Source organism: Clostridium sp. Marseille-Q2269, from assembly GCF_943736985.1.
Classification (GTDB): Bacteria; Bacillota; Clostridia; order Clostridiales; family Clostridiaceae; genus Clostridium_F.
In genome coordinates, this window is the sequence record NZ_CALSFS010000003.1 from 156,104 (window position 1) to 169,360 (window position 13,257).

Here is a 13,257-nt window from a genome sequence, read left to right on the forward strand (position 1 = left end):
GTTAAAAATGTTAGAAATAGAAAAGCCAAAAATAGAATGTGTTGAAAATACTGAAGATGGTTCTTATGCTAAATTTGTAATTGAACCATTAGAAAGAGGTTATGGAATAACTCTTGGTAATGCTTTGAGAAGAATACTTTTATCATCATTACCTGGAGTTGCCGCAGACCATATAAAAATTGATAATGTTCTTCATGAATTTTCAACAGTACAAGGTGCGAAAGAAGATGTTACAGAATTAATTCTTAACATTAAATGTTTAGCACTTACTATGAATGGAGAAGGTCCAAAGACTATATATATAGATGAAGTTGGACCTAAAGAAGTTACTGCAGCTGATATCAAAACAGACGGAGATGTTGAAGTAATAAACAAAGATTTACATATAGCGACCCTTGACGAAAATGGTAAGATGTATATGGAAATCAACGTTAATCGGGGTAGGGGCTATGTAACTCAAAATAAGAACAAAACTAAGGATATGCCAATAGGGAGTATAGCTGTAGATTCAATTTATACACCTGTTAAGAGGATTAACTTTTCAGTTGAAAATACTAGAGTTGGTCAAATAACAGACTATGATAAATTGACCATAGAAGTTTGGACAAATGGTACTATAAGACCAGAAGAAGCTGTAAGTCTATCAGCCAAAATTCTTATAGAGCACTTTAAGTTATTTATGACTTTAACTGACCATGCAGATGATATGGAAATCATGGTTGAAAAAGAGGAAGATAAGAAAGAAAAAGTTCTAGAAATGACAATTGAAGAATTGGATCTTTCAGTAAGAAGTTATAACTGCTTAAAGAGAGCTGGAATAAACACAGTTCAAGAACTATGTGAGAGAAGCATGGATGACATGATGAAGGTTAGAAATCTAGGTAAGAAATCCTTAGAAGAAGTGGAACAAAAGCTAGAAGCTTTGGGATTAGGTCTAAGAAAAAGTGAAGATTAGTAAAGTTAATATAGGCAGTTTAAGGTAAGGAGGTATAGTAGAGATGGCAGGATATCGTAAATTAGGTCGTCCAACTGATCAACGTAAAGCAATGCTAAGAAATCTTGTGACTAGTTTTTTAAAGCATGGTAAAATAGAAACTACAGAAACTAGAGCAAAAGAAACTAGAAGTATCGCTGAAAAAATGATAACTCTTGCAAAGAGAGGAGATCTTCATGCGAGAAGACAAGTACTTTCTTTTGTAACAGAAGAAGCAGTAGTAAAAAGACTATTTGACGAAGTAGGTCCTAAATACGCTGAAAGAAATGGTGGATACACAAGAATATATAAAGTTGGCCCAAGAAGAGGCGACGGAGCTGAAGTAGTTATACTGGAATTAGTATAATTGTTTGGGGATTAAGTATAAAATTAACTTAGTCCCCATTTTGCTATAATACAAACTTTAATTTATAGCTTCATATTTGAGGTGTTTAGTATGAATAAAATGATTAGATGTAATAATGTTACATATAGGTATGAATCCAATAAAGAAGATGAAAATACTAATAAAATTGCATTAGATAATGTTAATTTAACTATAAAAAAAGGTGATTTTGTAGTTATTTTAGGTAGAAATGGATCAGGTAAATCAACTGTAGCTAAACATATGAACGCTCTTTTAATACCTTCAGATGGAGAGGTATATGTTGACAATTTAGATACTAAAGATTTGAATAATACATGGGACATAAGAAATAGAGCAGGGATGGTTTTTCAAAATCCGGATAATCAAATTGTAGCTACTATAGTAGAAGAAGATGTAGCTTTTGGACCAGAAAATTTAGGAGTTCCTCAAAAGGAAATAAGAACTAGGGTAGATGAATCACTTAAAAGAGTAAATATGTATGAATATAGACGCCATGCACCACATTTACTATCTGGAGGACAAAAACAAAGAGTAGCTATTGCTGGAGTATTAGCTATGAGACCAGAATGTATTATATTTGATGAACCTACAGCTATGTTAGATCCTTCAGGAAGATTAGAAGTAATAAATACAATAAAAGAAATAAATAAGACATATGGTATAACAATAGTTCTTATAACTCATTTTATGGAGGAAGCAGTAGAAGCAGATAAGGTCATAGTAATGGATTCTGCTAAAATAATAAAAGAAGGAACACCTAGAGAAATATTTAAAGAAGTAGAAATGATGAAAAAAATAGGGCTAGATGTACCTCAAATGACAGAAATAGCTTATTATTTGAGACAACACAATGTGAAAATACCATCAGATATATTAACTATAGATGAAATGGTGGATGAATTATGTCAATTAAAATAGAGAATTTAACATATGTATATATGGAAGGAACACCTTTTGAAAAAAAGGCAATAGATAATGTAAATATAAACATAGAAGATGGAGAATTTGTTGCTTTGATTGGGCATACTGGTTCAGGTAAGTCCACATTAATTCAGCATATAAATGGTTTGTTGAAACCTAAATCTGGAAATATAATAATTGATGATATAAATATAGCTAATAAGGGAGTTAAATTAAGTTCTATAAGAAAAAAAGTTGGACTTGTATTTCAATATCCTGAATATCAGCTGTTTGAAGAAACTATAGAAAAAGATATCGCTTTTGGACCTATTAATTTAGGGTTAAGTCAAGAAGAAACTTTAAATAGAGTAAAAAGAGCAATGAATATAGTAGGATTAGACTACGAAGTTTATAAAGATAAATCTCCATTTGAATTAAGTGGAGGACAAAAGAGAAGAGTAGCCATAGCAGGGGTAGTAGCTATGGAACCTAGAGTATTGATATTAGATGAACCTACAGCAGGGTTAGATCCTAAAGCTAGAGATGACATATATAGTAAGGTTCAAGCATTAAGAAAAGAATATAATATGACCATAGTTCTTGTTTCACATAGTATGGAGGATGTTGCTAAATTTGCAGATAAAATATTGGTTATGGATAAAGGAAAATGCGTATTGCAAGGGAAGCCTTATGAAGTATTTAAACACATAGATGACCTTGAAAGTATAGGATTAGCAGCACCAGAAGTTACCTATTTAGTACAAAAGTTAAAGAAAAAAGGTTTTAATCTGCCTGATGATATTTATACTATAGAAGGTGCTAAGAAAGAATTATTAAAATCACTTAAAAATGAGGGAATTATTAAATGATAAAGGATATAACAATAGGACAATACATACCAGGAGAGTCTTTTGTGCACAAGTTAGATCCAAGAGTTAAAATAATTATATCACTTATATATATAATTGACCTTTTCTTAGTGAATAATTTTAAAGGTTATATATTTGTAGTGTTATTTACTTTAACTGCCATACTAATTTCACACATAAAATTTAAATATATATATAAGGGACTGAAACCTATACTTATATTAGTTATAATAACAGCTGTTCTAAATTTATTTTTAACACCAGGAAGTACATTAATATTTAAATGGAAGTTTATTACCATATATAAAGAGGGCTTAAAATTAGCTATTTTTATGGTGTTAAGATTAGTATTTTTAATAATAGGAACATCATTACTTACATTAACAACATCTCCTATAGAGCTTACAGATGGAATAGAAAAATTATTAAACCCGTTAAGAAAGATAGGAGTGCCAGCTCATGAACTGGCTATGATGATGACTATAGCATTAAGATTTATACCAACCCTTATGGATGAAACGGATAAAATTATGAAAGCACAGATGGCTAGAGGAGCAGATTTTGAATCAGGAAATATAATACAAAGAGCTAAGAACTTAATCCCTTTACTAGTGCCACTTTTTATAAGTTCATTTAGAAGGGCAGATGAATTAGCTATGGCCATGGAAGCAAGATGCTATAGAGGAGGACAAGGAAGAACAAGAATGAAAGAACTTTCTTTCTCTTCAAGAGACTTTATAGCAACAACATTTACAGTTATTTTAGTTATACTATCCATTTGGAGTAGGATGTGGATTTAGTGAAGAATATAAAATTAAAAATTGAGTATGATGGAACAAATTACTGTGGATGGCAAAAACAAAAAAATGATAAATTTGTTACATTACAAGGCACTTTAGAAAAAGCTATAAGTAATGTAACTAAAGAAAAAGTAGAAGTCATAGGATCTAGTAGAACAGATTCAGGGGTTCATGCTAAAGGGTACATATGTAATTTTTTTACAAATACTAAAATACCATCTGAAAATTTATATAAGGTGATTAATAATAATTTACCACCAGATATAGTGGCTTTAAGTTCAGAAGAAGTAAATATGGAATTTAATTCTAGATATTGTAGTAAAGGTAAAACATATGAATATACAATTTTAAACAGTGCTCAGCCTGTAGCTATAGGTAGAAATTACGTATTTCATTTCAGAGATAAACTTAATATAGATAATATGAAAATAGCATCAAAATATATTTTAGGGACACATGATTTTTCTGCCTTTAGAACCCAAGGAAGTAGCGTAAAGACATCAGTAAGAACTATAAGTAATTTTGAAATAGATAAAAAAGATGACTTTATAAAGTTTACAATCACAGGAGATGGTTTTCTTTACAATATGGTAAGAATAATAGTAGGTACATTAATAATGGTTGGATTAGGTAAAAGGGAACCTGAATATATAAGGTATGTTATAGAAGCAAAAGATAGGAGAAAAGCAGGGCACTGCGCACCTTCATCTGGGTTGTGTTTGAAGGAAGTATTTTATTAATGCTATTGACACACCGGGCAGATTGTATTATAATAACTTTGTTTGTATAGTATAATAGATTCACTAGCCCCGGATCTTTATATAGAAGAACGTTTTATGAAAATAGTTAGGGAGGGAAAATGATGAAATCATATATAGCTAAACCACATGAAGTTGAAAGAAAATGGTATATAGTTGACGCTGCTGATAAGCCATTAGGAAGAGTAGCTAGTCAAGTTGCATCAATATTAAGAGGTAAACATAAACCTACATATACACCACATGTTGATACAGGTGATAACGTAATAGTTATAAATGCTGACAAAGTGGTTTTAACAGGTAAAAAATTAGATCAAAAATTATTAAGACATCATTCATTATATCCAGGTGGATTAAAGGAAATACCATACAGAGAAGCATTAGCTAAGAAACCTGAATTTGTATTCCAAGAAGCAGTTAGAAGAATGCTTCCAAGCGGAATTTTAGGAAGAAAGATGTTAACTAAATTAAAGGTTTATAAAGGAGCAGAACACAATCACGAAGCTCAAAAACCAGAAGTATTAGAATTAAGATACTAATTGTAGGCTGAAGGGAGGATAAAAAAATGGCTAAAGTACAGTATTTTGGAACTGGAAGAAGAAAAAAATCAGTAGCAAGGGTAAGACTTGTAGCTGGAGATGGAAAAGTAATAGTAAACAATAGAGATATAGAAAACTATTTCCCAATTGAAACATTAAGAGTGATAGTTAACCAACCATTAGTGTTAACAGAAACAAAAGATAAGTATGATGTATTAGTAAATGTTCACGGCGGTGGATTTACAGGTCAAGCAGGAGCAGTAAGACATGGTATAGCTAGAGCTCTTGTAAAGGCTGATGAAAACATGAAACCATCATTAAAGAGAGCTGGTTTCTTAACAAGAGATTCAAGAATGACAGAAAGAAAGAAATACGGATTAAAGAAAGCAAGAAGATCTCCACAATTCTCAAAAAGATAATATGGAATCAAAAGGAAAGACTATATTTGTCTTTCCTTTTTTATTGCTAAAAATTCTATTAAACATAATAAGATTCTGATTATACAATTTTTACAAGAATAACAAAGGTTCAAGTATATATAATATATACCTTTATTTTAATAATATTGAGACAAATGTGAAAATTTTAAAAAATATAACTTTAAATATGAAAAAGTTTTCTATGTTAATTCTATGTTAAAACTATTTTAAATTATCTTAATATCTACTATAATAATAAAGTATGGGATGACAATAATAATACAGTATTGCATGACAGTACTTAAATTAGGAGGACAAATATGAATATATTTGCTATGTTAACAGGTCTTATTGGTGGGTTAGGTTTATTCATCTATGGCATGAACTTAATGGGAGATGGATTGCAAAATGTAGCAGGAGAGAAAGTAAAGGTTTTTTTTGAAAAAGTAACTTCTAACCCTGTAAAAGGGGTATTAACAGGAGTAATAGTAACAGGAGTAATTCAAAGTAGTAGTGCCACTACGGTTATGGTTGTTGGATTTGTAAATGCAGGTTTAATGACTCTAACACAAGCAGCGGGAGTAATAATGGGAGCTAATATAGGTACTACTGTTACAGGTCAATTGGTTGCTTTTAATGTTACTGCAGCAGCTCCATTATTTGTAGGAGTAGGAACTGCAATAGTTTTATTTGCTAAGAAGAAAAGAACCAAAGAGATAGGCAATATAATATTAGGTTTTGGTATATTGTTTATGGGAATGGATATAATGAAAAACGCTATGTATCCATTAGGTAAAAGTGAAGCATTTAAAAGTTTAGCTTTATCACTATCACATAATGTATTTTTAGGAATAGTTGTAGGTATGGGAATGACAGCTATAGTACAAAGTTCCTCTGCTACTATAGGTATATTGATAGCTTTGTCAAGTAATGGAGTACTTCCACTATCAGCAGCGTTACCAATATTATTTGGGGATAACATAGGTACTTGTGTAACAGCATTATTAGCTAGTATTGGTGCGTCCAAAAATGCAAGAAAAGCAGCTTTATTTCACTTAACCTTTAATGTTATAGGAACAGTACTATTTGCATTTATCTTAGTTCCATTGACTCCATTTGTTAAAATAATTACTAATTTAACACCGGGACAAGTACCAAGACAAATTGCTAATGCACATACAGCGTTTAACTTAATTAATACATTTATACAGATATGGTTTATAAAATATATTGTTGCATTTGTTAATAAGATGATACCAGGTAGTGATCCATATGAAAAAATGGCTCCTAAATACATAGATGAAAGATTATTAGAAAACCCTACAATAGCTGTTAATCAAACTATAAAAGAAGTTGTAAGAATGGCTAACAAGGCTAGAGAAAATTTGCAATTATCTATAGATGCATTTGCAAATAATGATTTAGAATTAGTAAGTAAAGTGTATGATAACGAAAAGCTTATTAATATACTAAACAAAAGCATAACTACATATTTGGTAAAGTTAAATAACTTAAAATTATCTGACAAACAATTAAATTTAGTAGGTTCTATGTTCCACGTGGTTAATGATATAGAAAGAATAGGAGACCATGCGGAAAATATAATAGATTTAACTAGCGAAAAAATAGAAAAAAGAATTAAATTTTCAGATGACGCTATATATGATATAAAGCACTTATTTAATTATACATTGGATTCTTTAACAAGAACTATTGAAGGTTTTGAAAATAATGACGTAGAAAGATCTCAGAGTGTTATGTATATTGAAGAGAAAATCGATAGTTTAGAAGTTGAATTAAGAGAAACTAATATAAAGAGATTGAATAAAGGAACTTGTAATGCCAATGCTAGTGCTATATTTTTAGATATTATAAATAACTTTGAAAGAGTTGGAGATCACTGTACTAACATAGCACAAACTGTTATAAATAGATAATATATTAATTATTTAATTGAAAACATTATATTAAGAATAATAATTTAAATTTGATATTATAAAAACTCTGCTTAGTTATGCAGAGTTTTTTATTTATATAAAATTATTAAGAAATTAAGTTAAGGATATATCTTCATAGTTTATCTCTATAACTTATTTAATTTTTATAAGGTTCCAATAAGAACTATATGAAATTATATTATAAATCCTAATTATATAGCATAGTATTAAATGAAGCATTATTATATAAGGAGGAAGCTTTGAAGACTTATAATAAGAAATTGATATTAGTAACTATTATAATACTTGTGAGCTTTAGTTTTATAATGAGTATTAATGTATTTAATAATTCAAATAAGATTGAGGATAAAAAAATTATTCTTATAGACCCAGGACATGGAGGAATGGATGGAGGAGCTGTAGCTAAAGATGGCACTTTAGAAAAAGAGATAAATTTAAATATAAGTAAAATACTAAGAGATGAGCTTCAAAAAAAAGGATATAAGGTTTTAATGACACGAGAAGATGATAGAGGCCTGTATTCAGAGGATAAAGGAAAGAAAATTAGGCAAAAGAAAATAGAGGATCTAAATAAAAGATGTGAAATAAAGAAAACTAGCAAGTGCGATATGTTTATGAGTATACATTTAAATATGTTTGATCAGACACAATATTATGGAGCTCAAGTATGGTACTCAAATAATGAGGATAGCAAAAAGTTAGCCAATATATTACAGAATAATTTAATAGAAGAATTAGATAAAAATAATGAAAGAAAAGAAAAACCAGCAAAAAATAGTTATAAAATATTGAGGAATAATGACGATATGCCTTCAGTAATTATAGAATGTGGTTTTTTATCTAATCCTAGAGAATTAGATAAATTAAAGGATATAGAGTATCAAAAGAAAATATCAAAAGCTATAATAAAATCAGTGGATGATTATTTTAATGATGAAAAATAAAAAAAGAGTTCATATATTTCCAAGGAAATATATGAACTCTTTTTAAGGGCTACTGTAAATTGATGTAGAAAAAAACATATAATTAAACTATAATATTCATAAGTATATGTTTTAAAATATTGTATTTTGGAGGATGAAATGAGGGAAATATCAGTGAATACCATAAAAGAGATAGTAAAAAATTTATGCATAGAAGCTAATTATTATTTACCTAAGGACATTCATAATAAAATATCACAATGTAGGAAAGAAGAAACTTGGGATATAGCTGATAAGGTATTAGAATCTATAGAAAAAAATATATACATAGCTGGTGATGAAAAGATACCTTTATGTCAGGATACTGGTATGGCGTGTGTATTTATTGAAATGGGTCAAAATGTTCACATAACTGAAGGACTATTACAAGAGGCTATTAATGAAGGGGTAGCACAAGGGTATAAAGAAGGATATTTAAGAAAATCTGTAGTTAGTGATCCCATAGAAAGAATAAATACAAGAAATAATACTCCGGCAATAATATACTATAATATAGTTCAAGGAGATAAAATAAAGGTAACTGTGGCCCCAAAAGGATTTGGATCAGAAAATATGAGTAAAATAGCTATGTTGAAACCAGCAGATGGATTAGAAGGAGTAAAAAAATTTATTTTAGACGTGGTTAAAGAAGCGGGACCTAATCCATGTCCACCCATAGTTGTAGGAGTAGGAATAGGAGGAACTTTTGATAAATGTGCATATTTGTCTAAAAAGGCACTTTTAAGACCTGTAGATTTGAGAAATGAAAATGAATTTTATAGAGATCTGGAAAATGAGTTGCTACAAAGCATTAACGATTTAGGCATAGGACCCCAAGGATTTGGAGGAAAGACAACCGCATTAGCAGTTAATATAGAAACTTTTCCAACTCATATAGCAGGATTACCTGTAGCAGTAAATATAAGTTGCCATGTTACTAGGCACAAAGAGCAAATAATATAAAGCTTATAGGCATGATAAATTATAGGCTACATTATTTTTCAAGTAAATAGATATAATTTTTTTATTATAATTAAAGGATATATAAAGAAGGTGGATTTAATGAAAATAAATACTCCATTAACTGAGGATAAAATTAAAAACTTAAAATCTGGAGACATGATTTTAATTACAGGTACAATATATACAGCTAGAGATGCTGCACATAAAAGATTACTTAATGCTTTAGAAAAAGGGGATACGTTACCTTTTGATGTGAAAGATTCCATAATATATTATGTAGGACCTACCCCTGCTAAGCCAAGTGATGAAATAGGAGCAGCAGGTCCAACTACAAGTTATAGGATGGATACATATGCTCCAAAACTATTGGATTTAGGATTGAAAGGAATGATAGGTAAAGGTAAAAGATCTAAAGAAGTTATAGAATCAATAGTAAAAAACAAGGCAGTATATTTTGGAGCTATAGGTGGAGCGGCAGCGTTGATATCTAAAAGTATAAAAAAATCAGAAGTAATAGCTTATGAAGATTTAGATTCAGAAGCTATTAGAAAATTAGAAGTAGAGGATTTCCCAGTTACTGTTATAATAGATTCTAAAGGCAATAATCTATATGAAACTGGTGTAGAAAATTATTTGAAAAGTTTATAATAATAGAGAAAGTTAAGAGTTAATAATAATAGATATCTACCTTTCAGTTATATGATAGAGGAGAGTATAATGAGAAAAGATAATAAATTTGGAAAGATTTTTTTGAGTAAATTTTCAGTAAAAACTAAAGTAATTATATTTATAGTATTATCTGTAGTGGCTATATTTAGTGTTTATTGTAGTAACTTAAAACAATCTAAAAACAATGTCAAAGTAAATATTAATAGGGAAAATTCTGTAAATTTAGAAGCTGAAGATAAAAATCATAAAAAGATAGAGGAAAAATGCGACAAAGGGAAAAAATTATTTTTTGACAAAAAGTACAAAGAAGCTATAAAAATTGAAGATGAAGTTATAAAAGAAGATAAAAACTTTTATAAAGCATATAACATAAAAGGTATAACTTTGTGTTATAGCGGGGACTTTGAACAGGGAATGAAAAACATAGACAAGTCACTAAATATAAATCCTAATTATGGATATGCTAGGTTCAATAAAGCATTAGCTTATGAATTATACGAAAAATTTGATGAATCTTTGAAATGGTACGATAAAGCGTTGGAAATAGAGCAGTATGAGTGGAGCTATTATGGTAAAGCAAGTATTTATGGAAGAAAAGGAGATGTAAAAAATACAGTTGAGAATTTGAAAAAGGCTATACGCATTTCCCCAGGAGTAAAAGAGGAAGCTAAGCATGAAGATGATTTTGATCCAGTAAAAGATTCAAAAGAATTTAAGGATTTGATAAAATAGTAAGATCCTCAAAATTCATAAATAATATTATTATGGTTTTTATTTGTAAATTTTAAATGATAAATGAATTTATATTCATATATTATAAAAAATTATTATTTAATATAAAATAATAAAAGTTTAATAAAATAGATTTAATTTTAACATGTGAAAATTAAATCTATTTTATTTTCTCAATATATTAGTTTATTAAGGATATTTTTATAGCTACACTTTTAAAATTAAATCTATTTATAAATAATTTAATTTTTATAATTGTTGAATTATTTATAAATTTCCGGAGTTATATTATATTTTTTACATTTTAACGAAACAGTTCTGTGAGTTATCCCCAAGGCTTTACCTGCTTTATTAAAACTTTTATATTTTTTCATTGCTAAAGTAATTATTTCTTTTTCATACTCTTCTAGTGTTTTTAGTTTATCTTGGCTTATATTAAGATTATAGCTATCATCAAGAGCGTTGTTAGATATATAAAATGGTAAATCCTTAAATGTTATTATGGATTTATCACACATATTCATAGCTCTTTCAACAATATTTTCTAGTTCACGTATATTTCCAGGCCAGTCATATTCCTGTAGTTTTAAAAGAGCTTCTTTATTTATACCTAATATATTTTTGTTAAGTTTAGGATTAATCTTGTTTATAAAATGTTCTACTAAAAGATTTATATCTTGCTTTCTATGGCGAAGAGGTGGTAACGAGATATTTAAAACGTTTAGTCTGTAATATAGATCTTCTCTAAATGTGTTATCCTTAATCATATTTTCTAAATTTCTATTAGTGGCAGCAATTATTCTAACATCCACCTTTTGAGTTTTAATACCGCCTACACTTTCAAATTCTTTTTCTTGAAGAACTCTTAATAGTTTTACTTGCATAGAAATGGGCAAATCTCCTATTTCATCTAAAAAGATCGTTCCACCATCTGCAATGTTAAATTTCCCAGGTTTCTTTTTTATGGCTCCTGTAAAAGCTCCTTTTTCAAAACCAAAAAGCTCACTTTCTAAAAGATTCTCTGGTATGGCTGCGCAGTTTACTCTAACAAAAGACTTATTCTTTCTAGGACTATTATCATGTATAGCATTAGCTATTATCTCTTTACCGGTACCACTTTCTCCCCTAATAAGAACAGTAGATGTTGACTTAGAAGCTTTTTCTGCTATAGATAAGCAATCTTTTAAAGAGCTATTCCATCCTATTATAGATTTAAAAGAAGAACTTAAAGGAAGATGTCTAGTCAATTCGTTTTTATAATACATAAGCTTTTCTTCAGACTCTGTTAGTCTTAATGTAAGATCCTTTAATTCATCTACAGTTTTAGATATAGAAATAACCCCTTTAAATTCATTATCAATAAAAATAGGTTCTATAGTAGAGATAATATTTATATTATCTTTATTGTATATTATATTTTCCTTTGACTGCTTAGTTGTGAATACTTCCATTAATAAATTATTTGGGGAGGCTTCCTTTATGTCTTTACCGATAATATCTTTATAATCTATAGAAAAATGTTTTTGGTATGAAGGATTAACATATACTATTTTCGCATCTTCGTCTATGAAACAAATTAAATCATGGGAAGATTCTAATATTTTTTTGAATTTTTCATTTAGTTCTTTTATACCGATTAGTTCAGAAACGTCTTGAAATACACTTATGCCACCTAGAAGTTTATTATTAAAATATATAGGAGATCTGTTAGTTATTAATATTCTATTACCCATATACTGGGTTTTACCTTTATGATAGCATTGATTTTTAACTACATCAGGTAATTCAGAGCTTGGTATTATATCTTTAATATTTTTGCCTAGTATATCTTCTAAGGAAGAACCAATAATTTTTAAAGAATAATTATTGGCCATAGTAATTTTATTATTCTTATCTATTACTAATATCCCCACAGGTATATTAGTAAATATCTGATCATAGGCTATAGTATTCTCCTCTATGATATAATCTAATTTGGAAGCAGGATTTTCCTTAGATATATCATAATTAATAAAATTGCATAATTCTAAAACTGCGTTTTGAGCTTTAGAAGAATTGCTATTACAAGATATTTCTATTATTTCATGTTGTTTTATTTTTAAAGAAATTAAAGCTAACATACTTATAGCTAAGGGTTCTTTGGAGTCCATTCTTTTTATATAGAGATCTAGACCATATTTATTTTTTATTTCTGTAGCCTTATGAACTATCATAGCAGCGATTCTTGTATGTATACCATTAGTTATAGGAACTACTATATTATTTTTATACATAAAAACATCTCCTTGATAAAAAATATCAAAAAATACTATAATATGATAAAAAAT

14 protein-coding genes are annotated in these 13,257 nt (G+C 28.7%); 13 read left to right on the forward strand and 1 reads right to left on the reverse strand.

Annotation, left to right across the window (positions count from 1 at the left end):
- Nucleotides 1-7: 7 nt before the first annotated feature.
- The 13 genes from NGI68_RS06875 to NGI68_RS06935 all read left to right on the forward strand — a co-directional run bounded on the left by NGI68_RS06875 (nucleotide 8) and on the right by NGI68_RS06935 (nucleotide 10,930).
- Nucleotides 8-955 (forward strand): DNA-directed RNA polymerase subunit alpha, encoded by a 948-nt coding sequence (locus tag NGI68_RS06875; protein WP_251860737.1) that lies wholly within the window; start codon nucleotides 8-10, stop codon nucleotides 953-955.
- 43 nt (nucleotides 956-998) lie between these two features.
- Nucleotides 999-1,340 carry a 50S ribosomal protein L17 gene (gene rplQ, locus NGI68_RS06880; protein WP_251860738.1) on the forward strand — a complete coding sequence of 114 codons (342 nt, stop codon included), beginning with the start codon at nucleotides 999-1,001 and terminating at the stop codon, nucleotides 1,338-1,340.
- Between the two features lie 90 nt (nucleotides 1,341-1,430).
- Entirely contained in the window at nucleotides 1,431-2,279 is an 849-nt protein-coding gene (locus tag NGI68_RS06885; RefSeq protein WP_251860739.1) for an energy-coupling factor transporter ATPase, read from the forward strand.
- On the forward strand, nucleotides 2,264-3,130 hold the full coding sequence (locus NGI68_RS06890; protein WP_251860740.1) for an energy-coupling factor transporter ATPase: 867 nt from the start codon (nucleotides 2,264-2,266) through the stop codon (nucleotides 3,128-3,130). Before NGI68_RS06885 ends, NGI68_RS06890 begins: the two co-directional genes overlap by 16 nt.
- Complete coding sequence (locus tag NGI68_RS06895) at nucleotides 3,127-3,930, forward strand: energy-coupling factor transporter transmembrane component T family protein (RefSeq protein WP_251860741.1); 804 nt, start codon at nucleotides 3,127-3,129, stop codon at nucleotides 3,928-3,930. The genes NGI68_RS06890 and NGI68_RS06895 overlap by 4 nt, the downstream gene beginning before the upstream one ends.
- Complete coding sequence (gene truA, locus NGI68_RS06900; protein ID WP_251860742.1) at nucleotides 3,930-4,670, forward strand: tRNA pseudouridine(38-40) synthase TruA; 741 nt, start codon at nucleotides 3,930-3,932, stop codon at nucleotides 4,668-4,670. The genes NGI68_RS06895 and truA overlap by 1 nt, the downstream gene beginning before the upstream one ends.
- Before the next feature lie 122 nt (nucleotides 4,671-4,792).
- The gene (rplM, locus tag NGI68_RS06905) at nucleotides 4,793-5,227 is read left to right on the forward strand and encodes a 50S ribosomal protein L13 (protein ID WP_251860743.1); all 435 of its coding nucleotides are present in this window, start codon (nucleotides 4,793-4,795) and stop codon (nucleotides 5,225-5,227) included.
- 26 nt (nucleotides 5,228-5,253) lie between these two features.
- Nucleotides 5,254-5,646: a 30S ribosomal protein S9 gene (gene rpsI, locus NGI68_RS06910; protein ID WP_251860744.1), complete on the forward strand. Its 393-nt coding sequence runs from the start codon at nucleotides 5,254-5,256 to the stop codon at nucleotides 5,644-5,646.
- A gap of 320 nt (nucleotides 5,647-5,966) precedes the next feature.
- Entirely contained in the window at nucleotides 5,967-7,583 is a 1,617-nt protein-coding gene (locus NGI68_RS06915) for a Na/Pi cotransporter family protein (RefSeq protein WP_251860745.1), read from the forward strand.
- A gap of 260 nt (nucleotides 7,584-7,843) precedes the next feature.
- Nucleotides 7,844-8,548 carry an N-acetylmuramoyl-L-alanine amidase CwlD gene (cwlD, locus tag NGI68_RS06920; protein WP_251860746.1) on the forward strand — a complete coding sequence of 235 codons (705 nt, stop codon included), beginning with the start codon at nucleotides 7,844-7,846 and terminating at the stop codon, nucleotides 8,546-8,548.
- Nucleotides 8,549-8,686: 138 nt separating this feature from the next.
- Entirely contained in the window at nucleotides 8,687-9,529 is an 843-nt protein-coding gene (locus NGI68_RS06925) for a fumarate hydratase (protein ID WP_251860747.1), read from the forward strand.
- Nucleotides 9,530-9,628: 99 nt separating this feature from the next.
- On the forward strand, nucleotides 9,629-10,177 hold the full coding sequence (locus NGI68_RS06930; RefSeq protein WP_251860748.1) for a Fe-S-containing hydro-lyase: 549 nt from the start codon (nucleotides 9,629-9,631) through the stop codon (nucleotides 10,175-10,177).
- A gap of 69 nt (nucleotides 10,178-10,246) precedes the next feature.
- Nucleotides 10,247-10,930 (forward strand): tetratricopeptide repeat protein, encoded by a 684-nt coding sequence (locus NGI68_RS06935; protein ID WP_251860749.1) that lies wholly within the window; start codon nucleotides 10,247-10,249, stop codon nucleotides 10,928-10,930.
- A 263-nt stretch (nucleotides 10,931-11,193) separates the two neighbouring features.
- Here the strand turns inward: NGI68_RS06935 and NGI68_RS06940 are convergent, their stop codons facing one another.
- The gene (locus tag NGI68_RS06940) at nucleotides 11,194-13,203 is read right to left on the reverse strand and encodes a sigma 54-interacting transcriptional regulator (RefSeq protein WP_251860750.1); all 2,010 of its coding nucleotides are present in this window, start codon (nucleotides 13,201-13,203) and stop codon (nucleotides 11,194-11,196) included.
- Nucleotides 13,204-13,257: the final 54 nt, after the last annotated feature.

Bases quoted from the DNA above. Each gene is read 5' to 3' on its own strand.
- NGI68_RS06895 (WP_251860741.1), top strand. From the start codon at position 3,127: ATGATAAAGGATATAACAATAGGACAATACATACCAGGAGAGTCTTTT.
- NGI68_RS06925 (WP_251860747.1), top strand. From the start codon at position 8,687: ATGAGGGAAATATCAGTGAATACCATAAAAGAGATAGTAAAAAATTTA.
- NGI68_RS06890 (WP_251860740.1), top strand. From the start codon at position 2,264: ATGTCAATTAAAATAGAGAATTTAACATATGTATATATGGAAGGAACA.
- NGI68_RS06915 (WP_251860745.1), top strand. From the start codon at position 5,967: ATGAATATATTTGCTATGTTAACAGGTCTTATTGGTGGGTTAGGTTTA.
- rplQ (WP_251860738.1), top strand. From the start codon at position 999: ATGGCAGGATATCGTAAATTAGGTCGTCCAACTGATCAACGTAAAGCA.
- NGI68_RS06875 (WP_251860737.1), top strand. From the start codon at position 8: ATGTTAGAAATAGAAAAGCCAAAAATAGAATGTGTTGAAAATACTGAA.
- NGI68_RS06885 (WP_251860739.1), top strand. From the start codon at position 1,431: ATGAATAAAATGATTAGATGTAATAATGTTACATATAGGTATGAATCC.
- rpsI (WP_251860744.1), top strand. From the start codon at position 5,254: ATGGCTAAAGTACAGTATTTTGGAACTGGAAGAAGAAAAAAATCAGTA.
- rplM (WP_251860743.1), top strand. From the start codon at position 4,793: ATGAAATCATATATAGCTAAACCACATGAAGTTGAAAGAAAATGGTAT.
- NGI68_RS06935 (WP_251860749.1), top strand. From the start codon at position 10,247: ATGAGAAAAGATAATAAATTTGGAAAGATTTTTTTGAGTAAATTTTCA.
- NGI68_RS06940 (WP_251860750.1), bottom strand. From the start codon at position 13,203: ATGTATAAAAATAATATAGTAGTTCCTATAACTAATGGTATACATACA.
- NGI68_RS06930 (WP_251860748.1), top strand. From the start codon at position 9,629: ATGAAAATAAATACTCCATTAACTGAGGATAAAATTAAAAACTTAAAA.